Raw genomic sequence first — 24619 nt, 5'->3', positions numbered from 1 at the left:
GTGTGACAATTGTCTGAATTAGGAAGTAGGCTGCGAATGGCACGGGAAGAAAAAAGCCTTACTTTAGACGAACTTCAAAATATCACAAGAATTCAAAAACGGTATTTATCGGCAATCGAGGAAGGTAACTATGATATCTTACCCGGAAAATTTTATACAAGGGCTTTTATTAAACAGTTTGCTGAAGCGGTAGACTTGGAACCTGAGGAACTCTTTGAAGATTATAAAAATGAAATACCTCTCGCTTATGAGGATGACTTGCCTGAACAGTTATCGCGAGTTCAAACAAGAAATACGATTTCTAGAAGAAGTTCGAAATTAATAGAAGTATTCCCCAAAATCTTAATCACTGTTTTTGTAATTGCGCTTGTAGTTCTTATTTGGTTTTTAGTCGTGAAGTACGGGAATTTTGGCGCTAGACAGCCAGAAACAGATCCAAATAAAACGGTAGAGATTCAAGAGTCGGAAGATATTCCCTCTCCCGATCAACAGAATTCTGAAGATGAAGGTGGGGAAGAAAATGTTGATGAGGAGACTCCGCCTGAAGATGTAAAGCCACAACAAGAAATTACCGTTGAAGGGGTTTCCGGTGGAACAACAACTTATGTTCTTACAAACGCCGAAAAGTTTGAAGTGATGGTTAAAGCAGTTTCTGCCAATACTTGGTTAGTAGTCACAAATAATCAAGAAAAAGTGTTCCAAGCTGGAATCGAGTTGGAAAATGGGGAAACTGAAACGTATGATTTATCAGATGAATCAGAAGCTAAAATTAGGGTTGGAAATTCAGCAGCAGCCGAAATTTATGTAAATGATGAAAAAATAGAATTTGAAAGTGACAAGATTGTTCAAGATATCATTATTAAATTTGAACAGGCGGAATAAAATTGTAATCTGGATTTTATGGGTCGTCGTTACTTAGCTTGAATAGGATTCTGCGTTTTTCTTATTCCGCCGCAAGTCGGCGGATCTGTTTATACATAGTAATTTATGCCATTTGTTGGAGGGATTTACATTCATGAACTTGCCGAACAAAATAACGGTGTCAAGAATTATACTTATACCTGTTTTTTTAATTTTAATGTTAATTCCATTTAATTGGGGGACTGTAAAACTTCCCGGAACTGAACTTGAAACAGCTCATTTTATTGGTGCGCTCATATTTATATTTGCCTCCGTTACAGACTGGGTTGATGGCTATTTTGCTAGGAAATATAGTTTGGTTACCAATTTCGGGAAGTTTCTCGATCCGCTTGCCGACAAATTGCTAGTATCTGCAGCATTGATTGTTCTTGTTGAAATGCAATTAGCCCCATCTTGGATTGTAATTATCATTATTAGCCGCGAGTTTGCAGTTACGGGGTTAAGACTTGTGTTGGCAGGTTCCGGTGAAGTAGTTGCTGCTAATATGCTTGGTAAAATTAAGACATGGACACAAATTATTGCCGTTTCTTCTTTGCTCCTTGGAAATATATTTTTTGAAGCGATTGGCTTTCCTTTTGCAGATATTGCTCTATGGGTTGCGTTATTTTTTACTGTGTGGTCCGGACTTGAATATTTTCAAAAGAATCGGGCTGTATTCAAAAATTCGATCTAGTCTATTTCTGCTAATTGTCAATAAGCTCCCGGTAATGGAGAAAAACAGACTAGAAAGAAGGGATTGGGGAACATGAATGCAGAAATTATTGCAGTAGGAACCGAACTATTACTTGGGCAAATCGTTAATACGAATGCCCAATTTTTATCACAAGAACTTGCAGAAATAGGTGTAAATGTTTATTATCACACCGTGGTTGGAGACAATCCGGACAGACTGGAAAAAGCTATTTCCATCGCCGAGAGTAGGGCTGATTTTATCATCTTTACTGGAGGATTGGGGCCTACTAAAGATGATTTAACTAAGGAAATAATCGCAAAACATATCGGGAAAAATCTTGTGGAAGATAAAGAGGCAATGGAGACAATCCTTTCTTATTTTAAAAGGGTTGGAAGAATCATGACAGACAATAATAAAAAACAAGCCCTCGTTATCGAAGGCTCTCAAGTTCTTCCAAACGAACATGGCATGGCACCTGGTATGTTTCTTAAGCATGAATCTCATTACTATATGCTTTTGCCTGGACCACCCCATGAAATGAATCCTATGGTTAGGAAGTATGGTCGGCCAGCTATTATGGATCAAATGGAATCATTAGAGAGGATTGAGTCGAAAGTACTGCGATATTTTGGAATTGGTGAATCTCAGCTTGAAGTTGAAATCGAAGATATTCTGGATGCCCAAACGAATCCAACAGTAGCACCTTTAGCAGGCGACCAAGAAGTTACTCTGCGAATTACTGCTCGTCATCGATCAGAGGAAGAAGCAAAGAAAATGATTGATGAAATGGAAAAGAAAGTAAACGAGCGACTCGGTAAATATTTTTATGGGTATGGTCAAACGACCATTATGAAAGAATTGTTAAAAGTACTGGAAGCTAAGAAGTTAACGGTGGCCGCCGCTGAAAGTTTAACTGGTGGATTGTTCCAATCAGAAATGACTTCAGTGTCAGGTGTCAGTACAATGTTGATCGGTGGAGTAGTTTGTTATTCGAACATGTCAAAAATTAAGCTTTGCAATATAAAAGAAGAAACTATTGAAAAGTATGGAGTCGTTAGTGAACAATGTGCTATTGAACTGGCTGATAACATTCGTTTAAAATTGGGCACGAGCATTGGAATTAGTTTTACTGGAGTAGCTGGTCCTGATCCTCTTGAAGGTCATCCAGCTGGTACAGTTTGGCTTGCTATATCTTTCGAAGATCGTCCAACCAAGTCCTATTTGTTGAATTTATCGGGATCAAGAGTAGGCAATCAAAAGCGATCTGTGAAGTATGGCTGCTATTTTTTATTAAAAGAGTTAAGAGAGGATTTTACTAAAAAAGCAGATGATTCGCTTCTTTAAAAAGTTAATTTTTGGATTTGACCTTAAAAATGCTAGTTAAAATGTGATTTTCCTTAGTGGAAATCACATTTTCTATCTATTTCATAGTTTGAAATAAAACGAATAAGCGTTCGCTTTTTGCTTGGCAAATGAACCAAAAAGCATTATACTAGAGTTAGGCTTTAGTTTATGAGACAACATGAAGCAAATGAAACATTTTCATAGAATAAGATATTCAAGGAGGAAATTGTGTGAGTGATCGTCAAAAAGCATTGGATATGGCGTTAAAACAAATTGAGAAGCAATTCGGGAAAGGCTCTATCATGAAGTTAGGGGAGCAAACAAACCGAAAAATTTCAACAATATCAAGTGGTTCACTAGCACTTGATATCGCCCTTGGAGTGGGAGGCTATCCACGAGGGAGAGTTATTGAAATATATGGTCCAGAAAGTTCAGGTAAAACGACTGTTGCTCTTCATGCAATTGCAGAAGTTCAAGCAAACGGAGGACAAGCAGCATTCATCGATGCTGAACATGCGCTCGACCCAGTATATGCCCAAAAACTTGGTGTAAACATTGATGAGTTGTTGCTTTCACAACCTGATACTGGTGAGCAGGCGCTGGAAATTGCTGAAGCACTTGTTAGAAGTGGTGCCATTGAGATTATTGTTATTGACTCTGTAGCAGCGTTAGTACCAAAAGCGGAGATTGAAGGTGAAATGGGTGACGCCCACGTTGGATTACAGGCGCGCTTGATGTCTCAAGCATTAAGAAAACTTTCCGGTGCAATTAACAAATCTAACACTATCGCAATCTTCATTAACCAAATACGTGAAAAAGTTGGTGTAATGTTCGGTAATCCTGAGACAACGCCAGGTGGGAGAGCACTTAAATTCTATTCCTCGGTACGACTTGAAGTACGTCGCGCAGAACAATTAAAACAAGGACAAGAGATTGTCGGAAATAGAACGAAAGTAAAAGTTGTTAAAAATAAAGTAGCGCCGCCGTTCCGTGTTGCTGAGCTTGATATTATGTATGGAGAAGGGATTTCTCGTGAAGGAGAGATCATTGACATGGGTTCGGAACTGGATATTGTTCAAAAAAGCGGTTCTTGGTATTCTTATAATGAAGAACGAGTAGGGCAAGGACGTGAAAACGCGAAACTATTTTTGAAAGAAAATCCAGATTTACGAAATGAAATTATGTTTAAAATTCGTGATCATTATGGGCTTGATGAAGAAAAGTTTTTGTCTAAAGATGAGGACAAAGAACAAGAAGAATTTAGCCTTTTAGATGAATAAATCTACACAAAGCGAAGCATCCATGCTTTGCTTTGTTTTTTAATTGGATGAATACTGAAGTTTACTTGACATTAAACATTCACAACTATAAAATTAACATGTATATTTTACATTTTTTTTCACAATGAAATTTTGAGCTTGGCTCTGTATATTGAAACTATGTAGCAATGTACCAGCCGACATGAAAAAAAGTAATACAAGTTCATAGCAAGAGGAGGTGAAAGTATGGATCTGCTTGTACAAATCATCTCCATTTTGCTTGCCCTTATCGTCGGTGTAGTTGTTGGCTATTTCATCTTTAATTATGTGACCAAAGTAAAGATAGCAGGTGCGAAAAATTCTGCTGAACAAATTTTGGAAAGCGCCAAGCGAGATGCAGAAGCTTTGAAAAAAGAAGCCCTGTTGGAAGCAAAGGACGAAAACCATAAACTTCGTTCTGAGACTGAACTTGAACTTCGGGAAAGAAGAACCGAATTGCAAAAACAAGAAAATCGCTTATTGCAAAAGGAGGAGAACCTCGACCGGAAAGACGAAACCCTTGACAAGCGGGAAAGCTTGCTTGAAAAGAAAGAGGAATCTCTTAATGAAAGACAACAACATATTGAAGAGATGGAAAGCAAAGTGGATGAGATGATCCGCAGACAAGAACATGAGCTTGAACGTGTAGCAGGACTTACTCGTGATGAGGCAAGATCCATCATTTTAACCGATGTGGAGAAAGATTTGGCACATGAAACGGCGATCATGATTAAAGATAGTGAAACACGCATGAAAGAAGAAGCCGATAAAAAAGCCAAAAATATTCTATCCCTTGCTATCCAGCGTTGTGCGGCGGAACATGTGGCAGAAACAACTGTATCAGTTGTAAATCTACCTAATGATGAAATGAAAGGTCGTATCATTGGACGTGAGGGTCGAAATATTCGTACACTCGAAACATTAACCGGGATTGATCTTATTATAGATGATACCCCTGAAGCGGTTATTTTGTCAGGATTTGACCCTATTAGACGTGAAATTGCTAGAATCGCATTGGAGAAACTTGTGCAAGATGGCCGTATTCACCCTGCACGAATAGAAGAAATGGTTGAAAAAGCTAGACGTGAAGTGGATGAATATATACGCGAGATTGGTGAGCAAACCACGTTTGAAGTAGGTGTTCATGGGCTTCATCCAGACCTGATAAAAATTCTAGGTCGTTTAAAATATCGGACAAGCTACGGACAGAATGTTCTTAAGCATTCTATGGAAGTTGCTTTCCTTTCCGGATTATTGGCAGCAGAACTCGGTGAAGATGAATCTCTTGCACGACGTGCCGGCTTACTTCATGATATTGGTAAAGCGATTGATCATGAAGTGGAAGGAAGCCATGTGGAGATTGGAATCGAACTTGCAACGAAATATAAAGAACATCCAGTTGTGATCAATAGTATAGCTTCTCACCATGGAGACACGGAGCCAACGTCTATTATAGCTGTACTAGTGGCAGCGGCAGATGCTTTATCAGCTGCGCGTCCTGGCGCACGTAGTGAAACTTTGGAAAACTATATTCGCCGTCTTGAAAAATTAGAGGAAATTTCAGAGTCCTATGATGGAGTTGAGAAATCCTACGCTATCCAAGCTGGTCGTGAAGTGCGAATTATTGTCAAACCGGATCAAATTAATGACTTAGAAGCTCATAAACTTGCACGTGATATTCGTAAAAAAATTGAGCATGACTTGGATTATCCAGGACATATAAAAGTAACGGTCATTAGGGAAACTCGAGCAGTCGAATATGCAAAATAAAAGCGGAGTGAACGACTCCGCTTTTTGCTGTTATCATAAATAAAATGTTAAACTTATATATAATTAAGTGTAAATAGAGAGGAAAAGATATGGAGATTTTATTTGTTGGTGATGTTGTGGGTTCGCCTGGTAGAGATATGGTAAAAGAGAATTTATCCAAATTAAAAAAACGTTATCGCCCACATATAACAATTATTAATGGAGAAAATGCTGCTGGCGGACGGGGTATTACCGAAGTCATTTATAAACAATTTTTAGAAGCAGGGGCAAACGCTGTTACATTGGGAAATCATGCTTGGGATAATAAAAATATTTTTGAATTTATCGATGAAGCAAAATATTTAGTGAGACCAGCAAATTTTCCAGAAGATACGCCAGGTAACGAAATGGTTTTTCTTAAGATCAATACGCTAGAAGTCGCAGTTATTAATTTGCAAGGTAGAACATTTATGCCTCCGCTTGATTGTCCTTTTAAAAAAGCGGAAGAATTAATTGAAAAAGCGAAGAAACGTACAAACATTATTTTTGTAGATTTTCATGCAGAAGCGACTAGTGAGAAGCAAGCGATGGGATGGTTCCTAGATGGTAAGGTAACTGCTGTCGTTGGTACTCATACACATGTCCAAACTGCCGATCATCGCATACTCCCCAAAGGAACTGCCTATATGACTGATGTAGGGATGACAGGGCCATATGACGCTATACTCGGTATGGAAAAAGAAGCAGTTTTGTACAAATTTCTTACTGCATTACCAGCTAGATTTGAAGTTCCGAAAAGCGGAAGAACACAGTTAAGTGCATGTATCATTAATGTAGATAACGAAACTGGTAAAGCATTGTCCATTAAGCCAATCCTTATAAACGACGACCAACCATTTTTTGAGTAGTATCTTATATTAATTGTAATTTTCTTGTTTTCTGCCTTCAGCTCTCAGTGACTGAGAACTTTTACGCACTTTCCTACGATAAGTCAACATCGATTCGCCTTTTCAGGCTCCTCGTGTTTCCTTTATCTCGTCAGAAGCTTAAAAAGTTTCTACGTCCCTAAACAGGCGCTTTCGCTTTTCATTGTCTAGCTCCAGTCGGTAGCGACTAGCAAACTTCTTGTTCTTTTCTCTACGATAAGTCAACATCGGTTCATCCTTTCGGATTCACCGTGTTTCCTTTATCTCGGTCAAAGACCCAGAAGTTTGTACGTCGCTGAACACCTCCTTCCGCTTTTCTAGGACAAACCGGAATAGTTCATTCTTATCCCGAATATAGTAACAATGGAAAGGTTACCGCGATTGTGTGTAAGGGCAATCGCTATGGGGAAATGACAAGGAGGAACAAGAAATGGAAATATTAAAAGTTTCAGCAAAATCTAATCCCAATTCCGTGGCGGGTGCGCTAGCAGGGGTTCTCCGGGAAAGAGGCGGCGCAGAAATTCAGGCAATTGGAGCGGGGGCATTGAACCAAGCAGTAAAGGCAGTTGCGATTGCAAGAGGATTTGTCGCCCCGGGCGGTGTTGATTTAATTTGTATCCCCGCATTTACCGATATTTTAATAGACGGGGAGGAAAGAACAGCCATTAAACTGATTGTTGAACCTAGATAATTTAATTAATAATTAGATAGGGCTGAGAAAACAATTATTAGTAAAAAGGCTTGTTTGCATTTTGCGAACAGGCCTTTTTCGTATGAATGTTTAGACTTTAGTTCACGGCTGTTGTATTCGAAAATAAAAGACTATATACTATTATAATGGCAGGAATAAATTTAATGTTATAAGTAATACCGTTCAGAACGGTTTAATGATAAAGATAGAAAGGGGATTTTTATGAACGAAAAACAGCGTTTGGAAAGTCAGCAAGCTCAGCGTCCGAAAGATTCCAAAGTAGAAAAAGATTATAGTAAATATTTTCAATCCGTTTATATGCCACCGTCCTTAAAAGATGCAAGAAGAAGGGGCAGGGAAGAAGTTAAATATCATGATGATTTCAAAATAGATACTCGTTATCAAGGTATGGGTGATGGTAGAAAATTTTATATTCGTACTTATGGCTGTCAAATGAACGAGCATGATACAGAAGTTATGGCAGGAATTTTCTTAAGTCTCGGTTATGAACCAACAGAAACAGTGGAAGATGCTGACGTTATTTTATTAAATACATGTGCAATTAGGGAAAATGCAGAAAATAAAGTATTCGGTGAATTAGGCCATCTGAAATCATTAAAATTAGAAAAACCTGATTTACTTTTAGGTGTATGTGGATGTATGGCACAGCAAGAATCTGTCGTTAATCGGATTCTTCAAAAGCATCAATTTGTAGACATGATCTTTGGAACCCATAATATTCATCGCTTACCGGAAATTTTAAGTGAAGCTTATATGGCAAAAGAAATGGTCGTCGAAGTATGGTCTAAAGAAGGCGATGTTATCGAGAATTTGCCAAAAGTTCGTGCTGGGAAAATTAAAGGTTGGGTTAATATTATGTACGGCTGTGATAAATTCTGTACATACTGTATTGTACCTTATACACGAGGTAAAGAAAGAAGTAGACGACCAGAAGATATTATTCAAGAAGTGCGCCAATTAGCTGCACACGGTTATCAAGAAATTACATTATTGGGCCAAAATGTAAATGCTTATGGGAAGGATTTCGAGGACATTGAATATCGTCTAGGAGATTTAATGGATGACTTACGTAAGGTCAATATTCCGAGAATCCGTTTCACAACGAGTCACCCGCGTGATTTTGATGATCACTTAATTGAAGTATTAGCGAAAAAAGGCAACCTTGCTGAACACATCCATTTGCCGGTTCAATCTGGTTCCAGTGATATCTTAAAAATTATGGGACGGAAATATACAAGGGAACAATATCTAGAACTTGTAAGAAAAATTAAAGCTGCGATTCCTGATGTTTCCCTTACTACAGATATTATTGTAGGTTTTCCGAATGAAACGGACGAACAATTTGAAGAGACGATGAGTCTTTATAAAGAAGTTGGTTTTGAAACTGCATATACTTTCATATACTCGCCTAGAGAAGGTACCCCTGCAGCGAAAATGCAGGATAATGTTTCAATGGAAGTAAAACGAGAAAGACTTCAACGGCTAAATGACTTAGTTAATGAATATTCTCGTAAAGCTATGGAAAGCTTTGAAGGACAAACATTAGAAGTATTAGTGGAAGGGGAAAGCAAAAATAACCCTGAAATTCTTTCTGGATATACCAGAAAAAATAAATTGGTTAATTTTAGAGGTCCAAAATCAGCGATCGGAAAATTAGTCATGGTGAAAATAAAAAAAGCTAAAACTTGGACTTTGGATGGAGAAATGGTTGACATTAGTGAATCCGTTGAGGTGATATAAATGGGGAAATATACGAAAGAAGATATAGTCAAGCAGGCCCATGAGCTGGCGAAAATGATTGCTAATACTGAAGAAGTTGATTTTTTTAAGCGTGCTGAAGCACAAATTAATGAAAATCAGTCTGTTCGCGAAATGATTGCAAGTATTAAAAGTCTTCAGAAACAGGCTGTTAATTTTCAGCATTACGGTAAAGAAAGAGCATTGCAGTTAGTTGAAGAAAAATTAGACAAGTTACAAGCAGAGATCGATGAAATTCCAATTGTTCAAGAGTTCAAACAGTCACAAGTAGATGTGAACGACCTATTACAGATGGTTTCAAGCGCAATTTCAAATAAAGTTACGGACGAAATCCTCATCTCAACTGGTGGAGACCTTCTAACTGGAGAAACAGGATCAAAATTGAAAAACAGCCCATCCAGTTGTTAACAAGATTGCCATTACCCTAATCGGGTGATGGCTTTTTTATTGTGTAAACTGTTAGGGTTTCCTGAACATTCCCAAGATCCTTTCATACAATATTCTAGGAATTGGAAGTGAAATGCCATTGTAGGTAAGTAACACTAGTCTGGTCAAACGCATAAGATGAATGGAAAATGAAAGAGGAGGTACGCTCGAATGGCAGAATTTAGAGAAATTATAACAAAGGCCGTCGTTGCGAAAGGGCGTAAATATACAAAAGCGAATAACGCGATTAGCCCACAGCATCAACCATCGAGCATTTTAGGCTGTTGGATTATCAATCATAAATACGAGGCTCGCAAAGTCGGCAAAAAAGAAGTCGAAGTTAGCGGATCTTTCGATATGAATGTTTGGTATTCCCACCACGATAATACGAAAACTTCAGTCGCTACTGAGAGAGTAGACTACAGAGATCTCATTAAACTTCATTATCGGGATCCAGATTGTTTGGATGTTCGACAAGTACTAGCAAATGTTCTTCAGCAGCCTAATTGCATCGAAGCCGTCATTTCTAAAAAAGGGAATAAAATTCTTGTCACAACGGAAAGAGAATTTCAAGTTGAGGTCATTGGAGAAACAAAAATTTGTGTAGAAGTTCATCATGATAAAATTTCTGAAGATGATGACTGGGAAGAGGAATTAGATAGTAGTGAATTAGAGGAAATTGACCCAGATTTTCTCAAGGTAGAAGAAAGTACTGAATAATGCCGGGAGGAAGATCTTCCCGGTTTTTCTTTTTGCCTTTTTACTTATAACGAATGATTGAAATAATGAAGGTATGTTATACTTAGAGGATATAAAGTACAATAATTTTATAAAGCATGATAGTAAAGATAAGAAATAATGTTTTTTAGTTAACTAGCTTATTAGAGTAGTTTTTATGAAAGGAAATCAGTACATTATGTCTCAATTTACCCCGATGATACAACAATATTTACGTGTAAAGGCAGATTATCTTGATGCCTTTTTGTTTTTTCGTTTAGGTGACTTTTACGAAATGTTCTTTGAAGATGCCATAAAAGCCTCACAAGAACTAGAGATAACATTAACAAGCAGGGATGGTGGAGCTGAAGAAAAAATCCCAATGTGTGGAGTTCCCTATCATTCTGCATCTGGATACATTGAACAGCTCATTCAAAAAGGATATAAAGTAGCAATATGCGAACAGACAGAAGATCCTAAACAGGCTAAAGGTGTTGTAAAACGTGAGGTAGTTCAACTTATTACACCAGGTACTGTTATGGAGGGAAAAGGCTTAATAGATAAAGAGAATAATTACATTATGTCTATATCCTTTTTTAAAGAATCCCTTTATGGAATTGCATATACAGATTTGACGACTGGAGAAAGTAGAGCTACCCTCTTAAACAGTTCTGAAGAGTTGTTAAATGAAATAGCGACGCTTGGTTCAAAAGAACTTGTCGTTGATCACGATTTCGACAAAGGCGTGATTAAACGAATTCAAACACTATACAATGCGGTTATATCTTTCGAAGATAATGATGAATTTAATTTAAGTTTTCAAACATTAGTAGACGAATTGCATAATGATGAACTTAAACGTACAGCACAACGCCTTCTACAATATTTAACAAAAACCCAAAAGAGAAGCTTGGATCATTTACAGCCGTTCTCCACTTACGAACTGGCTCGGTATATGAAGATTGATTATTATTCCAAGAGAAACTTGGAGCTAACGGAATCGATCAGAGGAAAGAATCATAAAGGAACTCTATTGTGGCTTTTAGATGAAACAGCTACAGCAATGGGAGGCAGATTGTTAAAACAGTGGATAGATCGTCCACTAATGAGTAAGATGGATATAAATAAACGTCTAGATCTTGTAGAAATACTTAAAGATTCATATTTTATACGTCAGGAGCTTCGCGAGATGTTAAAAGGTGTTTATGACCTTGAACGTCTTACGGGTCGTGTTGCCTTTGGAAATGCCAATGCAAGGGATTTTATTCAATTAAAGAAGTCACTACTTCAAATCCCTAACATTATAGATTTAACGCAACAGTTAAAGCACGAACACGCAAAGGAAATTGGGGACAAACTTGATCCATGTAAAGATTTAACCGATCTGCTTGAGGAATCAATTATCGACAATCCACCATTATCGGTTAAAGAAGGCGGAATTATTAAAGATGGGTTTCACGACGAATTGGATCGTTATAAGGATGCAAGACGAAATGGGAAGCAATGGATTGCAGAGCTTGAAAAGGAAGAACGAGAAAAAACAGGAATCAGATCATTAAAAATAGGCTATAATCGAATATTTGGATATTATATTGAAGTCACCCGAGCAAACGTTCATCTTTTAAAAGATGAACGTTATGAAAGAAAGCAAACATTGGCGAACTCCGAAAGGTATATTACTCCTGAACTGAAGGAGAAAGAAGCATTAATTCTTCAAGCTGAAGAAAAAAGTATAGAGTTAGAATACGAATTGTTTTTGAAAATACGTGAATTCGTTAAAACGTATATTAAACGAATTCAACAAACAGCTAAATTGATTAGCGAGTTGGATGTTTATCAAGGGTTTGCAACACTTAGCGAATCGCGTCATTATACTAGACCGTTATTTAATTCAAATCGTTTACTTCATTTGGAGGAAGGACGTCATCCAGTTGTAGAGAAAGTGATGGACTCCCAAGAATATGTCCCCAATGATTGTGCAATGGATGAAAGCAGAGAAATGTTATTAATTACTGGACCAAATATGTCTGGAAAAAGCACATACATGAGGCAGATTGCCCTTATTTCCATCATGGCGCAAATAGGGTGTTTTGTGCCAGCTAAACACGCTGATATTCCAATTTTTGATCAAATTTTTACTAGGATCGGAGCAGCTGACGATTTAATCTCTGGTCAAAGTACTTTTATGGTAGAAATGTTGGAAGCGAAAAACGCTATTATGAATGCAACAGACCAGAGTTTAATATTATTTGATGAAATTGGTAGAGGTACATCGACCTATGACGGAATGGCACTTGCACAAGCAATTATCGAATATATTCATGATCATATTGGAGCTAAAACTCTTTTTTCAACTCACTATCACGAATTGACTGTTTTAGAAGACAAGCTTGCTCAATTAAAAAATATCCACGTAAGTGCGATGGAACAAAATGGAAAATTAGTATTTCTTCATAAAGTAAAGAACGGTGCAACCGATAAAAGTTATGGAATTCATGTGGCGGAATTAGCAGAACTCCCTAAAGAATTAATTTTGCGTGCTAACGAAATTCTTTCTGAGCTTGAAAATACTAATAACATTCAAAAGAAGGTTGAAGCAAGTCAAAAAGACGAAAATAGTAATTTAAGTGAACAGCTGGCCTTTTTTGAACAACCAGTAGTTGAAGATCAAAAAATGAAGAAATCATATCAAAAGGTCATTGATAAAGTGTTATCCATTAATATTTTGGAATTAAATCCAATGCAAGCAATGAATATTCTTTATGAAATTCAAAAGGATTTAAAGTAAGTTAGGAGTGTGCATTCATGGCTGAAATTATTGAACTGAATGATATATTATCCAATAAAATTGCTGCGGGAGAAGTAGTAGAAAGACCTGCATCAGTTGTTAAAGAATTGGTGGAAAATGCCATTGATGCGAACAGTTCTATTATCGAGATAGATGTAGAGGAGGCGGGGTTGAACAAAATTCGAGTGCTCGACAATGGTAATGGGGTCGAACAATCAGAACTGGCTCTTGCATTTAGACGTCATGCAACAAGTAAAATTAAAGATGAGAATGATTTATTTCGCATTCGTACACTTGGGTTTAGAGGTGAGGCACTGCCAAGTATAGCATCAGTTTCGAAAGTAGAGTTTACATCAGCTAAAGCTAACCAACCAGGAGCTAGAGTCGTATTCGAAGGGGGAAAACTTCTAACCCAAGAAGCAGCACCAAGTAGAAAAGGTTCTGATATTACTGTTTCAAATCTATTTTACAATACACCAGCTCGGTTGAAATATTTAAAAACAATTCATACAGAAATAGGTCATATTTCAGATATTGTAAATCGTTTAGCGTTAGCTCATCCTAATATTTCATTTAGACTTCGTCATAACGATAGGATTCTTTTAAATACAAATGGAAATGGTGATGTTAGACAAGTACTAGCTGCTATTTATGGAATGAATTTAGCTAAACAGATGATTCCTATCCAAACACAATCACTTGACTTTTCTCTTTCTGGTTTTATATCACTTCCTGAAGTGACGCGAGCTTCGAAAAATTATATATCTACAATGGTCAATGGACGGTTTATAAAAAATTATTCCATTGCAAACGCAGTTAAAGAAGGGTATCATACGCTGCTACCGATTAACCGCCATCCAATTGTACTTTTAATGATTCAAATGGATCCTTTACTTGTTGATGTAAATGTTCATCCAGCAAAAATGACTGTACGCATTAGTAAAGAGACTGAACTAAATGAACTTATTAGCGAAACAATTAAAGCTGCTTTTAAAAAACAAGTGTTGATCCCATCAGGGACTACACCTAAAAAAGAAGTTATGATTCAGCAAACGATTATGGATTATGAAGCAAAGCAACATAATCGACCACCTGCAATGAAACAGCCTATTACCCATTCTTATGAAACTAAAAATGAGATAGAGCTTCCTAAAGAAAATGTGGAAAATAAACGATACGAACTAGATAAAGTTCAAGCAGTGTCGGGATTCATAGCAAATGAAGCATCAGTACAAAATAATGTCAGCTATGAAAATATAACGGAAGAGTCAAAGAAGATCGAACGTATTCCGCCGCTATATCCAATTGGGCAATTACATGGAACGTACATTCTTGCTCAAAACGATCAAGGGTTTTATATGATTGATCAGCATGCAGCACAGGAAAGAATTAAATACGAGTATTTTCGTGAAAAAGTCGGACAGGTTGAAAATGAATTACAAGACATGTTAGTTCCTCTAACACTTGAATTTTCGCCAGATGAAGTGATTAAAATTCAAGAGCATAAGGAAAAAATGGAACAGATTGGAATTTTCCTTGAGGATTTTGGGACAAATAGTTTCATTATCAGGTCCCATCCGAGATGGTTTCCGAAAGGTTATGAAAAAGAAACGATAGAAGAGATTATCGAACAATTGCTCGTCATGAAAAAAATTGATATTCAAGCACTGTTAGAAGATGCTGCAATAATGATGAGTTGCAAAGGATCAATAAAAGCTAATCATTATTTGCGTCAAGATGAAATTCAAGCACTATTAGATGAGTTGCGTAAAGCGGAAGATCCCTTTACCTGTCCGCACGGCAGACCCATTATTATTACCTTTACAACATATGAAATAGAAAAAATGTTTAAAAGAATTATGTAATCTGTAGCCGGTAATTGTCATGAATTTTTCTCAAATATAAACAATGAACCTACGATTTCACGATAAAATAGAGTGAAATGCTTTATTTGTCTTTGGAGGGATATGTATTGTTGATTTTTATGATTATTGCAGCGATTGTAATTTGTATAATAGCTCTAATTGGAACATTGCTCGTAGGCAAAGAGATAAGTGCCAAGCAAAAACAATATGAGGTTGATGGAGATTCACTAGAAAACGAAATAGCCAGATCTCATGATTATGAAACATCTTCTTTGAAAACGAATGTAAAATCATTAACTTGGATTTATATCGCATTAACTGTCATCGTTATAGCAGCTTGCATTGGAATTATTATTGCATTTTAATTGAGAAAACACCTGAATTAGACAGTCAGGTGTTTTTCTGTTAGCTTATTTTATGATATTATGACTTAATAATTAATTGTAAGCGAAAGTAGTGAACTGTGTGGAGGATAAACAAAAAGATAAAATTCTAGTTTTAATGGGACCGACTGCTGTAGGTAAGACTAATCTAAGCATAGAAATAGCTAAGAGGTTTGATGGCGAAATCATTAGCGGCGATTCCATGCAAATATATAAGGGAATGGACATTGGTACTGCAAAAATTACAAATGAAGAAATGCAAGGGATTCCCCATCACCTAATTGATATTATAAATCCAGATCAATCATTTTCAGTAGCCGAATTTCAAACTTTAGTAAGGGCTAAAATTAAGGAGATTCAACAACGGGGGCGCTTGCCAATCATAGTTGGAGGAACGGGGTTATACATACAAGCTGTTCTATATGATTATCAATTTTCGGAAGTAGAAGGTGATGTGGAATTTCGTATGAAGATGGAGGAACGAGTGCAATCAGGAGATGGTATGAAGCTATATAAAGAATTGGAAAAGATAGATCCAATAAGTGCTAAAAACATCCATCCCAACAATTATCGAAGAGTAATACGAGCATTAGAAGTATATCATACTACTGGAAAAACGATGACAGAATTTCAAAAAGACCAACAAAGGACTCTTCTTTACCCTGCACTTTTAATCGGTTTAACGATGGATCGGACGAAACTGTATAAAAGAATTGAGATGCGAGTAGAGAAGATGCTAGAGGTTGGCCTTGTGGAAGAAGTCGAACAACTTTACAAATGTGGGATTGGTTCAGACTATCAATCAATGAAGGCTATTGGTTATAAAGAAATACTTGATTATATAATAGGTAAGCAAACATTAGAAGAAGCAATAAATCAATTGAAGAAAAATTCCCGTAATTATGCTAAACGCCAATTAACATGGTTTAGAAATAAAATGGATGTTCATTGGTTTGATATGACTGATGGGAGGGAAGAATGGGAAAAAACGGCGAAAATTCTTGATTTTATTGCAGGAAAGCTTGAGATAAAGGCGAATTAATAATTATAGAGATAAAATAGGAGGCCATTATTATGAAACCATCTGTTAATATTCAAGATCAATTCCTGAATCAGCTTCGTAAGGAAGCTATCCCAGTCACATTGTTTTTATTAAATGGATTTCAATTGCGCGGACTTGTTAAAGGATTTGATAATTTTACTGTTTTGTTCGAAACAGAAGGTAAGCAACAGTTAGTTTTTAAACATGCAATATCAACATTCTCGCCACAACGTAACGTTCCAATTAATTTTGAAGAATAGAATAACTAAAAGGAAGTCGTCTCTATATGAACAACCAAACTCGGTTGTTCATTAGATAGACGGCTTCTTTTATTCATGCCGTTGTCTTAGTGCGAATATACATAAATGAATACCGTTTCTAGGCTGGAAATTGAAAAGGAACCAATCTCATTTCTGGGCGTATACTGTTTCTAAATGCGAGGTGATGAGGATGAGTGAACCAATTAGAATGAAAAATAACGGACAAATAAGCATCATGTTAAATGTTAATAATAAAGAAAAGATTCGTCAATTGCATAAAGAGATATCACCAAAACCTTTATCACATGAACACGCAGTATTGAAAGAAATTGAGAAGGAAATGAATTCTCTTGTAGGTATGGAACAAATTAAGAAAATGATGAAAGAAGTATATGCCTGGATTTATATTAATAAGAAGCGTGAAGAGGCAGGGTTAAAGTCTGGCAAGCAAGTACTGCATATGATGTTTAAAGGGAATCCAGGTACTGGAAAAACAACGGTTGCTCGTCTTATTGGAAAGTTATTTCAAAAAATGGATGTTTTACCTAAGGGGCATTTAATTGAGGCGGAACGCGCTGATTTAGTCGGGGAGTATATTGGACATACGGCCCAAAAAACGCGTGATCTTATTAAAAAAGCAGCAGGTGGAATTCTTTTTGTTGATGAGGCTTACTCCTTAGGTCGTGGTGGTGAAAAGGATTTTGGAAAAGAAGCGATTGATACACTTGTGAAGCATATGGAAGATAAACAAAATGACTTTATCTTAATATTGGCTGGTTATTCACGAGAAATGGATTATTTTTTGAGTTTGAATCCAGGTCTTCAATCCCGTTTTCCACTTGTCTTTCATTTTCCGGACTATAGTGTGGGAGAACTAATGGAAATTAGCCATCGTATGTTGGGAGAGAAAGAATATACGTTAAGTAAAGAGGCAGAATCTAAATTGAAAGATCACCTTCTATATATAAAGGGTATGAGAGGTAATCATTTTTCTAATGGCCGCTACGTCCGTAATATTATAGAAAAAGCTATTCGTTCGCAGGCAATGAGATTATTAAGCGAAGCCAATTTAGACAAAAATATTTTAACTTCTTTAATTAGCGAGGATTTCAATTTTTCTTCTGAAAAATAACTATACTTACAAATAAACCTTATACATGTACTTTTGGTATGCCCCTTGCCTTAAGTACATTTTTTCTTGAAAAGGTCAAATGAAAGGTACATAAGCATGATCAAAAAATATGTTTTATCCGTGCTTTTTGTTATGATGGCATTATGGTTAACGTAGAAAGAAGGGATTTATGAAGATGCAAGATAAGGAAAAGGCAATCATTGTTGGTAGTCAAGTACATGCAGACAATTTACAGTTCCAATACTCTATGTTAGAGCTGGAATCTTTGCTATCAACGGCGCAAGGTGAGGCACTTGCATCGTGTACGCAAAAACAGGAAAAATTACATCCAGCGACCTATATTGGAAAAGGAAAACTGGAGGAACTTCAACATTTAGAGGAAGAATTGGAACCAGATTTAATTGTTTTTAATGATGAACTAACACCTAGTCAACTTCGTAATCTTCAGGGGAAATTAAAAGCGCGAGTTTTAGATCGAACTCAACTGATCCTTGATATTTTTGCACAGCGAGCAAGATCTAAAGAAGGAAAATTGCAAGTTGAATTAGCTCAGTTACAGTATTTGTTACCTCGCCTTCAAGGACAGGGGATCTCGCTATCAAGATTAGGTGGAGGAATCGGTACGAGAGGTCCTGGTGAAACGAAATTGGAAACGGATCGGAGGCATATTAGACGTCGAATCGATGAGATTAAAAAACAATTACAAACAGTAGTGGAACACCGTGAACGTTATCGAGAAAGAAGAAAGCGCAATAAAGCCTTTCAAATTGCGATTGTTGGTTATACGAATGCGGGTAAATCTACTTTGTTCAATCGACTTTCAACAGCTGAATCGTATGAAGAGAACCAATTATTTGCTACACTTGACCCGTTGACTAGAAGGCTTGTATTACCAAGTGGATATAGTGCAATTATTACAGATACCGTTGGTTTTATTCAAGATCTGCCGACAACATTAATTGCTGCGTTTCGTTCGACTCTAGAAGAAGTTCGTGAAGCTGATCTATTATTGCATATAGTAGATTGCTCAAATCCAGACTATGTAAATCATGAAAATACTGTGAATCAATTATTGAATGAACTAGGTATGGATCATTTACCGCAGCTTGTTGTTTACAATAAAGCTGATGCTATTTCTCCAGAATTTGTTCCAAGTTCTAGTCAACATTTTATTATGAGTGCTTTCAATGAAGATGATCGAAGTCTTCTAAAAGATAAAATTGAAGATATAGCGATTGTTAACATGCATTATTATCGGGTACTCATACCGAATAATGAAGGCCGCCTGCTTTCAGTCTTAAAGAACGATACGATTTTGCGGGAACTTATTTTTCTGGAAGAAGAACAAATGTATAAATGTAGGGGCTATGTACAAAAGGACCATCCTGTAATGGCAGCTTTAAAATTATATGGAGTATAAAGAAAATCAGCAGCGTAGAAGTTTGTTAGTCAATATGTGATGAATCGAGATAAAGAAAAGTGAAATTACATGACTCATCGACAGACAAACTTCAAAGCTTCTGACGAGAAAGGAAACACGGTTGAATCGATGTTGAACTTATCGGAGGGAGAAGCTTAGAAGTTTGCTAGTTGATATGCACTGAAGCGAGACAAGGAGTATGAAGATTATGGATATACAAAGCAATTTACACAAGTTAATAGAAATAGTAGAGGAACAAATTAATCCTATTCATCGTGAAATTGAGAAAATGATCGAGAAGAATCAATATCGAGTTTTAAAAAGTTTTCAAAAACACCGGGTTAGCGACACTCATTTTACTCCCTCAACTGGATATGGATATGGAGATATTGGTCGAGAAGTATTAGAACAGATATATGCCGATGTCTTTGGAGCGGAGGCTGGATTAGTCCGCCCTCAAATTATATCTGGAACTCATGCCATTTCTATTTCATTGTTTGGAGTCCTTAGGCCAGGCGATGAACTTCTTTATATAACTGGAAAGCCTTACGATACACTAGAAGAAATTGTTGGGATTCGTGGAAATAATAATGGTTCATTAAAAGATTTTCAGATTGATTATCAATCTGTACCATTAGCTAATAATGGATTCATCGATTTTGCAGCTGTAGAAAAGCAAATTAAACCAAATACAAAGGTCATTGGTATTCAACGTTCTAAAGGTTATGGGACAAGACCATCCTTCACTATTGCCCAAATTAAAGAAATGATCGCTTTTGTAAAAGAAATCAAACCCGAAGTCATTGTTTTTGTTGATAATTGTTATGGAGAATTTGTCGAGGAATTAGAACCATGTCATGTAGGAGCAGACTTAATGGCAGGTTCACTAATAAAAAACCCAGGTGGAGGAATTGTTAAGACAGGTGGATATATTGTTGGAAAACAAGAATATGTCGAAGCTTGTTCTTATCGAATGACCGCTCCAGGACTTGGAGCAGAGGCAGGTGCATCTTTATATAGCATGCATGAGATGTATCAAGGTTTTTTCCTAGCTCCTCATATTACCGGACAAGCTTTAAAAGGTGCTGTTTTTACTTCAGCTTTACTTGAAAGTGTTGGACTTAATACGTCACCGAAATGGAATGATAAAAGAACTGACTTAATTCAATCAGTGCAATTTGAAGATAGAGAGAAGATGATTGCATTTTGTCAGGCTATTCAAGCGGTGTCGCCTGTTGACTCATATGTCACTCCTACCCCGAGTTTAATGCCGGGTTATGAAGACGAAGTGATCATGGCTGCAGGTACCTTTATTCAAGGAGCAAGTATTGAGTTGTCGGCAGATGGACCTATTAGACCACCATACATTGCATATGTTCAAGGCGGTTTAACTTATGCCCATGTTAAAATTGCTGTTACTACTGCATTAAACCAATTATTAGAAAAAGGTTTAATCATACTAAATTAAGTGAATTAGTAAATGAAATGAAAATTTTACTGTATTTTTTTATAGGAATCTTATAAAATTTTAAAGTGCATAATGCTTCATGTTCAATAGGAGTTATTTGCAACTTTGATTTAAACGGGAGGACAATTTAAAAGGATGGGTAGACATACCAGAGAAAATATTATGCAACTGGCCAAGGAACAGAACGTCAAATTTGTCAGACTACAATTCACAGATATTCTCGGAACAGTAAAGAATGTTGAAATTCCTATTAGTCAATTAGGAAAAGCTTTAGATAATAAAATGATGTTTGATGGGTCATCTATTGAAGGATTTGTTCGGATTGAAGAGTCAGATATGTACCTTTATCCAGACCTTGATACATGGGTTGTTTTTCCTTGGACCGCTGGCAAGGGAAAAGTGGCAAGATTGATCTGTGATGTTTATAATTCTAATTTACAACCATTTCCAGGCGATCCTCGCAGTAATCTAAAGCGAGTTTTGAAAGAAATGGAAAGTCTTGGATTTACAGATTTTAATCTAGGGCCAGAGCCGGAATTCTTTCTATTTAAGCTAGATGAAAACGGGGAACCAACACTTGAGTTAAACGATCATGGCGGTTATTTTGATCTTGCACCAACTGACCTTGGTGAAAATTGCCGGAGGGATATCGTTTTAGAACTCGAAGAATTGGGATTTGAAATTGAAGCATCTCATCATGAAGAAGCACCAGGTCAGCATGAAATTGATTTTAAATATGCTGATGCAGTGACGGCGTGTGACCAAATTCAAACTTTTAAATTAGTTGTTAAAACAATTGCTAGAAAGCATGGTCTTCATGCTACATTTATGCCCAAGCCACTTTACGGTGTAGCTGGATCAGGAATGCATTTTAATCTATCGCTATTTAAAGACGGACAAAATGTATTTTATGATGAGAACGGCGAATTGAAAATGAGCGAAACAGCTTTTCAATTTTTAGCTGGTATCATTAAACATGCTCCAGCCTTTACAGCTGTTACAAATCCAACAATCAATTCATATAAACGGTTAGTACCGGGATATGAAGCACCTTGTTATATTGCATGGTCAGCTCAGAACAGGAGTCCACTTGTGAGAATTCCTTCATCACGTGGATTAAGTACCCGAGTTGAAGTTCGGAGTGTTGACCCTAGTGCGAATCCATATTTGGCAATGGCTGTGTTGTTAAAAGCCGGATTAAGTGGGATTAAAGATCAATTGACTCCGCCACACGCGGTCGATAAAAATATTTATTTGTTAAATAAAAATGAACGGTTAGAAGAAGGGGTTATTGATTTACCTGCTAACCTGTCAGAGGCACTTGAACAATTAAAACAGGATGAGATTATTAAAGAAGGTTTAGGAAAACATATTTATGAAAATTTTGTTGAAGCCAAAGAAATTGAATGGAATATGTTTAGAACTCAGGTCCATCCTTGGGAGCGGGAGCAGTATTTGAAACAGTACTAAGAAGAAAACTTCTACCGAGTTAAAAGTGCGAGACGACCGATTATCGGCAGAAGCGATAAGGGGCAGCCAAAAAGTGGAAGATCACTTCCCTTTTTGGCTACCCCTTTTTTAGTTGTTTTAAACGAGGGTGTTGATTGGAGCAGAAGGCACTCGCTTTCCGCGGGCATGGCTTGAGCCTCCTCAGTCGCTGTGCGACTTGCGGGGTCTCAAGGCTCATGTTATTCCCGCAGGAGTCTCGCGCCTTCTGCTCCAATCAACGTGCTTAAAATGAAACGATTATTTTTAACATATCTAAAAAAAGTGCACAAAAAAATCGTCCTATCTAGTAAAATGAAGTTACCACACAACATTCATAGAGAGGACGATTTTTATGTGCAATCCGAAGATTACTACTGAGAGGACGATCTATTCATCTGTCCGAATGGACAGAGAATCATTTTTAAAAGGGATCAAAACAAGAAAAACGCCTCAGGATTTGTGCAAAGCTACAAGATTTACCAATGTGAATACTGTTCGGGTTGCCCATTGAAAGAAGTCTACACAAAAGCCAAAGGTGATCGTAAAGTTCATTGGAATCCGATTTTCGAAGAAATGAAAACAAAAGCAAAAACAGCCCTTGAATGTGATAAGAAGGCAGCTATCTACGCTCGGCGCAAGATTGAGGTGGAAAGCGTGTTCGGTCACATCAAGGGCAATCGGTCATTCCGTAGATATTTACTACGGGGTCTTGAAAAGGTCCACACTGAATTCGGAATTGTGGCCTTGGCTCACAATCTCCTGAAAATAGCCAGCTATTTTCAGGTAATAAGCAAAAAAACACAAAAACAGGAGGAGAAAAAAGTGTCATTTTTCTCCTCCTGTTTTATTCGAGGGACTTATAGGACAGCCCCTTTATTCATCCGTTTTCATTAACTGTATATCAATATATAATTGACAATTCATTAGAAAGCTATCAAATTGAATTGAAGTTAATTCTGCAATTTGATTTAATCGATATTTTAATGTATTCGTGTGAATATATAATTGTTCAGCTGATGGCTTTAAACGACAGTTATTTAATAAAAACAACTCTAATGTTTCGATTAAGCTTGTTTGGCTTTCCTCATCTTTCTGCTTTAAGATTAATAAATCACTATTAGTATAATTTAATTTTGTGTGATAGCTAGAAATCGTTTCAAGATACCGCAAAATCCCAAGGTTTTTGTATTCGAAAGAGGGGAGCTTGCCTAAACCTAGGAATTTTCCCGTTTTTATCACTTCAAGTGCTTCTAAGTAGCTATGTTTTAATTTGAGAACAGATGAGTGTTCATTACTGATGCCAGAATAAATGGTTTGTTCTGGAAAATGATCTAAAATAAGGGATGTTAAGTTTTTGGTACTTTCCGTTAATTCGCGAGAAGGAGCTAAGTCACTTCCAATTAAAACGATAATTTTTAAATGATCTGTAAATAGATGAGTAGGGTATTTTAAAGTATTTAAATACAGTATTATTCTATCTAAAAGATCGTTAAAAATATGTTCGTTTTCTTGAGGTACGGAAAATACATTTAGAATAAAAAATTTTGGGAACTTAACATTCACATTAGCTGCTGCCGACTTCATTTGTTTCTCTGTTTGATAAAAGTCACCTATAACTTTTTTGAAAAATATATCTTTTTCTTGGCTTTTCTTAAGTTTATTTTGATTGTTTTCATATAGTAGCTTAGCAATATGAGAAGAAACCTCGTGTATGAATGCAAATTCTTTGTCAGTCAGTAGAGGAGCTGTTTCTTGTATCCATATATAGCCTAAGATTGTCCCTTTATATTTAGCGCTTACAACAACCCTCTGATTAAGGCCAATTTCTTTCATTTCCTTAACTCTGAAAGGTTTTGAAGATGTTTTAAGTTGGTCCACAATCCCTTCATCGAAAAATTTTTCTACAATGGAAATTGGCCAACGTTTTGCAAAGATCGTTAATTTGTTTACCTCATCAAACCGGTCAATGTAAAAGGAATTATAGGCCAATAAAGAAAATTGATGATCTTCAATAATGATCGGTTTTTTTAAATGATTGCTTATTAAATCGGCTATTTCATCAATATCAGATAGTGTAAAGATTTTTTCTAATAATGGCTTCAAGAATATTCACCTCGCAAAGCATTCTTACCATAGTCTACCATAGTGATAGCTTAGACAGTAAAAAAAGCTAGAGATAAAGGAGACACTCCCTTATTTCTAGCTCGATGCATGCAATTTGTTCAGAGCTCATCCCCTATGATAAGTCA

At 36.6% G+C, this 24619-nt stretch carries 21 protein-coding genes; 20 read left to right on the top strand and 1 reads right to left on the bottom strand.

Annotated elements, in window-relative coordinates; translation table 11 throughout:
• Nucleotides 1-9 precede the first annotated feature (9 nt).
• From BN1243_RS04335 to BN1243_RS04240, 20 genes are all read left to right on the top strand, one after another.
• Nucleotides 10-882 carry a helix-turn-helix domain-containing protein gene (locus BN1243_RS04335; protein WP_069201761.1) on the top strand — a complete coding sequence of 291 codons (873 nt, stop codon included), beginning with the start codon at nucleotides 10-12 and terminating at the stop codon, nucleotides 880-882.
• 133 nt (nucleotides 883-1015) lie between these two features.
• On the top strand, nucleotides 1016-1594 hold the full coding sequence (pgsA, locus tag BN1243_RS04330) for a CDP-diacylglycerol--glycerol-3-phosphate 3-phosphatidyltransferase (protein ID WP_062105013.1): 579 nt from the start codon (nucleotides 1016-1018) through the stop codon (nucleotides 1592-1594).
• Nucleotides 1595-1666: 72 nt separating this feature from the next.
• Nucleotides 1667-2938, top strand: coding sequence for a competence/damage-inducible protein A (locus BN1243_RS04325; protein ID WP_062105012.1), 1272 nt, complete (start codon nucleotides 1667-1669; stop codon nucleotides 2936-2938).
• 230 nt (nucleotides 2939-3168) lie between these two features.
• Nucleotides 3169-4218, top strand: coding sequence for a recombinase RecA (gene recA, locus BN1243_RS04320; RefSeq protein ID WP_062105011.1), 1050 nt, complete (start codon nucleotides 3169-3171; stop codon nucleotides 4216-4218).
• A 225-nt stretch (nucleotides 4219-4443) separates the two neighbouring features.
• Nucleotides 4444-6006 carry a ribonuclease Y gene (gene rny, locus BN1243_RS04315; RefSeq protein ID WP_062105010.1) on the top strand — a complete coding sequence of 521 codons (1563 nt, stop codon included), beginning with the start codon at nucleotides 4444-4446 and terminating at the stop codon, nucleotides 6004-6006.
• Nucleotides 6007-6095: 89 nt separating this feature from the next.
• Complete coding sequence (locus tag BN1243_RS04310) at nucleotides 6096-6893, top strand: TIGR00282 family metallophosphoesterase (RefSeq protein ID WP_062105009.1); 798 nt, start codon at nucleotides 6096-6098, stop codon at nucleotides 6891-6893.
• A gap of 448 nt (nucleotides 6894-7341) precedes the next feature.
• Nucleotides 7342-7602: a stage V sporulation protein SpoVS gene (gene spoVS / locus BN1243_RS04305; protein ID WP_018705045.1), complete on the top strand. Its 261-nt coding sequence runs from the start codon at nucleotides 7342-7344 to the stop codon at nucleotides 7600-7602.
• A 222-nt stretch (nucleotides 7603-7824) separates the two neighbouring features.
• Nucleotides 7825-9363 (top strand): tRNA (N6-isopentenyl adenosine(37)-C2)-methylthiotransferase MiaB, encoded by a 1539-nt coding sequence (gene miaB, locus BN1243_RS04300; protein WP_062105008.1) that lies wholly within the window; start codon nucleotides 7825-7827, stop codon nucleotides 9361-9363.
• Nucleotides 9364-9789, top strand: coding sequence for a YlbF/YmcA family competence regulator (locus BN1243_RS04295; protein WP_062105007.1), 426 nt, complete (start codon nucleotides 9364-9366; stop codon nucleotides 9787-9789).
• A gap of 189 nt (nucleotides 9790-9978) precedes the next feature.
• The gene (cotE, locus tag BN1243_RS04290; protein ID WP_062105006.1) at nucleotides 9979-10527 is read left to right on the top strand and encodes an outer spore coat protein CotE; all 549 of its coding nucleotides are present in this window, start codon (nucleotides 9979-9981) and stop codon (nucleotides 10525-10527) included.
• A 196-nt stretch (nucleotides 10528-10723) separates the two neighbouring features.
• Nucleotides 10724-13312 (top strand): DNA mismatch repair protein MutS, encoded by a 2589-nt coding sequence (gene mutS / locus BN1243_RS04285; protein ID WP_195892148.1) that lies wholly within the window; start codon nucleotides 10724-10726, stop codon nucleotides 13310-13312.
• Nucleotides 13313-13329: 17 nt separating this feature from the next.
• Nucleotides 13330-15177, top strand: coding sequence for a DNA mismatch repair endonuclease MutL (gene mutL, locus BN1243_RS04280; protein ID WP_062105005.1), 1848 nt, complete (start codon nucleotides 13330-13332; stop codon nucleotides 15175-15177).
• 107 nt (nucleotides 15178-15284) lie between these two features.
• The gene (locus BN1243_RS04275; protein WP_062105004.1) at nucleotides 15285-15542 is read left to right on the top strand and encodes a hypothetical protein; all 258 of its coding nucleotides are present in this window, start codon (nucleotides 15285-15287) and stop codon (nucleotides 15540-15542) included.
• Between the two features lie 136 nt (nucleotides 15543-15678).
• Nucleotides 15679-16602 carry a tRNA (adenosine(37)-N6)-dimethylallyltransferase MiaA gene (gene miaA, locus BN1243_RS04270; RefSeq protein WP_062110399.1) on the top strand — a complete coding sequence of 308 codons (924 nt, stop codon included), beginning with the start codon at nucleotides 15679-15681 and terminating at the stop codon, nucleotides 16600-16602.
• Nucleotides 16603-16634: 32 nt separating this feature from the next.
• The gene (gene hfq, locus BN1243_RS04265; RefSeq protein WP_062105003.1) at nucleotides 16635-16862 is read left to right on the top strand and encodes an RNA chaperone Hfq; all 228 of its coding nucleotides are present in this window, start codon (nucleotides 16635-16637) and stop codon (nucleotides 16860-16862) included.
• 190 nt (nucleotides 16863-17052) lie between these two features.
• A complete protein-coding gene (gene spoVK, locus BN1243_RS04260) occupies nucleotides 17053-17994 on the top strand; it encodes a stage V sporulation protein K (protein ID WP_062105002.1) in 942 nt (313 codons plus the stop codon).
• Nucleotides 17995-18163: 169 nt separating this feature from the next.
• Nucleotides 18164-19414 (top strand): GTPase HflX, encoded by a 1251-nt coding sequence (gene hflX, locus BN1243_RS04255; protein ID WP_062105001.1) that lies wholly within the window; start codon nucleotides 18164-18166, stop codon nucleotides 19412-19414.
• 208 nt (nucleotides 19415-19622) lie between these two features.
• Nucleotides 19623-20882, top strand: a complete 1260-nt coding sequence (locus BN1243_RS04250; RefSeq protein WP_084781811.1) for a methionine gamma-lyase family protein — start codon at nucleotides 19623-19625, stop codon at nucleotides 20880-20882.
• 135 nt (nucleotides 20883-21017) lie between these two features.
• Nucleotides 21018-22352, top strand: coding sequence for a type I glutamate--ammonia ligase (gene glnA / locus BN1243_RS04245; RefSeq protein ID WP_062104999.1), 1335 nt, complete (start codon nucleotides 21018-21020; stop codon nucleotides 22350-22352).
• 411 nt (nucleotides 22353-22763) lie between these two features.
• A complete protein-coding gene (locus BN1243_RS04240; RefSeq protein ID WP_084781809.1) occupies nucleotides 22764-23264 on the top strand; it encodes a transposase in 501 nt (166 codons plus the stop codon).
• Here the strand turns inward: BN1243_RS04240 and BN1243_RS04235 are convergent.
• Nucleotides 23244-24473, bottom strand: coding sequence for a PucR family transcriptional regulator (locus tag BN1243_RS04235; RefSeq protein WP_062104995.1), 1230 nt, complete (start codon nucleotides 24471-24473; stop codon nucleotides 23244-23246). The genes BN1243_RS04240 and BN1243_RS04235 overlap by 21 nt on opposite strands.
• Nucleotides 24474-24619 lie beyond the last annotated feature (146 nt).

The sequence above is a fragment of the Bacillus niameyensis genome, assembly GCF_001375535.1.
GTDB classification, from domain to species: Bacteria; Bacillota; Bacilli; order Bacillales; family Bacillaceae_C; genus Lederbergia; species Lederbergia niameyensis.
Note: the sequence above shows the minus strand (reverse complement) of the source record. Positions and strands in the feature narration are given on the sequence as shown.

Excerpts from the sequence above, each read along its gene's own strand:
- miaA (WP_062110399.1), top strand. The coding sequence starts at position 15,679 with ATGGGACCGACTGCTGTAGGTAAGACTAATCTAAGCATAGAAATAGCT.
- mutL (WP_062105005.1), top strand. The coding sequence starts at position 13,330 with ATGGCTGAAATTATTGAACTGAATGATATATTATCCAATAAAATTGCT.
- mutS (WP_195892148.1), top strand. The coding sequence starts at position 10,724 with ATGTCTCAATTTACCCCGATGATACAACAATATTTACGTGTAAAGGCA.
- miaB (WP_062105008.1), top strand. The coding sequence starts at position 7,825 with ATGAACGAAAAACAGCGTTTGGAAAGTCAGCAAGCTCAGCGTCCGAAA.
- pgsA (WP_062105013.1), top strand. The coding sequence starts at position 1,016 with ATGAACTTGCCGAACAAAATAACGGTGTCAAGAATTATACTTATACCT.
- hflX (WP_062105001.1), top strand. The coding sequence starts at position 18,164 with ATGAAGATGCAAGATAAGGAAAAGGCAATCATTGTTGGTAGTCAAGTA.
- cotE (WP_062105006.1), top strand. The coding sequence starts at position 9,979 with ATGGCAGAATTTAGAGAAATTATAACAAAGGCCGTCGTTGCGAAAGGG.
- BN1243_RS04310 (WP_062105009.1), top strand. The coding sequence starts at position 6,096 with ATGGAGATTTTATTTGTTGGTGATGTTGTGGGTTCGCCTGGTAGAGAT.
- BN1243_RS04295 (WP_062105007.1), top strand. The coding sequence starts at position 9,364 with ATGGGGAAATATACGAAAGAAGATATAGTCAAGCAGGCCCATGAGCTG.
- BN1243_RS04250 (WP_084781811.1), top strand. The coding sequence starts at position 19,623 with ATGGATATACAAAGCAATTTACACAAGTTAATAGAAATAGTAGAGGAA.
- rny (WP_062105010.1), top strand. The coding sequence starts at position 4,444 with ATGGATCTGCTTGTACAAATCATCTCCATTTTGCTTGCCCTTATCGTC.
- glnA (WP_062104999.1), top strand. The coding sequence starts at position 21,018 with ATGGGTAGACATACCAGAGAAAATATTATGCAACTGGCCAAGGAACAG.
- hfq (WP_062105003.1), top strand. The coding sequence starts at position 16,635 with ATGAAACCATCTGTTAATATTCAAGATCAATTCCTGAATCAGCTTCGT.
- spoVK (WP_062105002.1), top strand. The coding sequence starts at position 17,053 with ATGAGTGAACCAATTAGAATGAAAAATAACGGACAAATAAGCATCATG.
- spoVS (WP_018705045.1), top strand. The coding sequence starts at position 7,342 with ATGGAAATATTAAAAGTTTCAGCAAAATCTAATCCCAATTCCGTGGCG.
- BN1243_RS04325 (WP_062105012.1), top strand. The coding sequence starts at position 1,667 with ATGAATGCAGAAATTATTGCAGTAGGAACCGAACTATTACTTGGGCAA.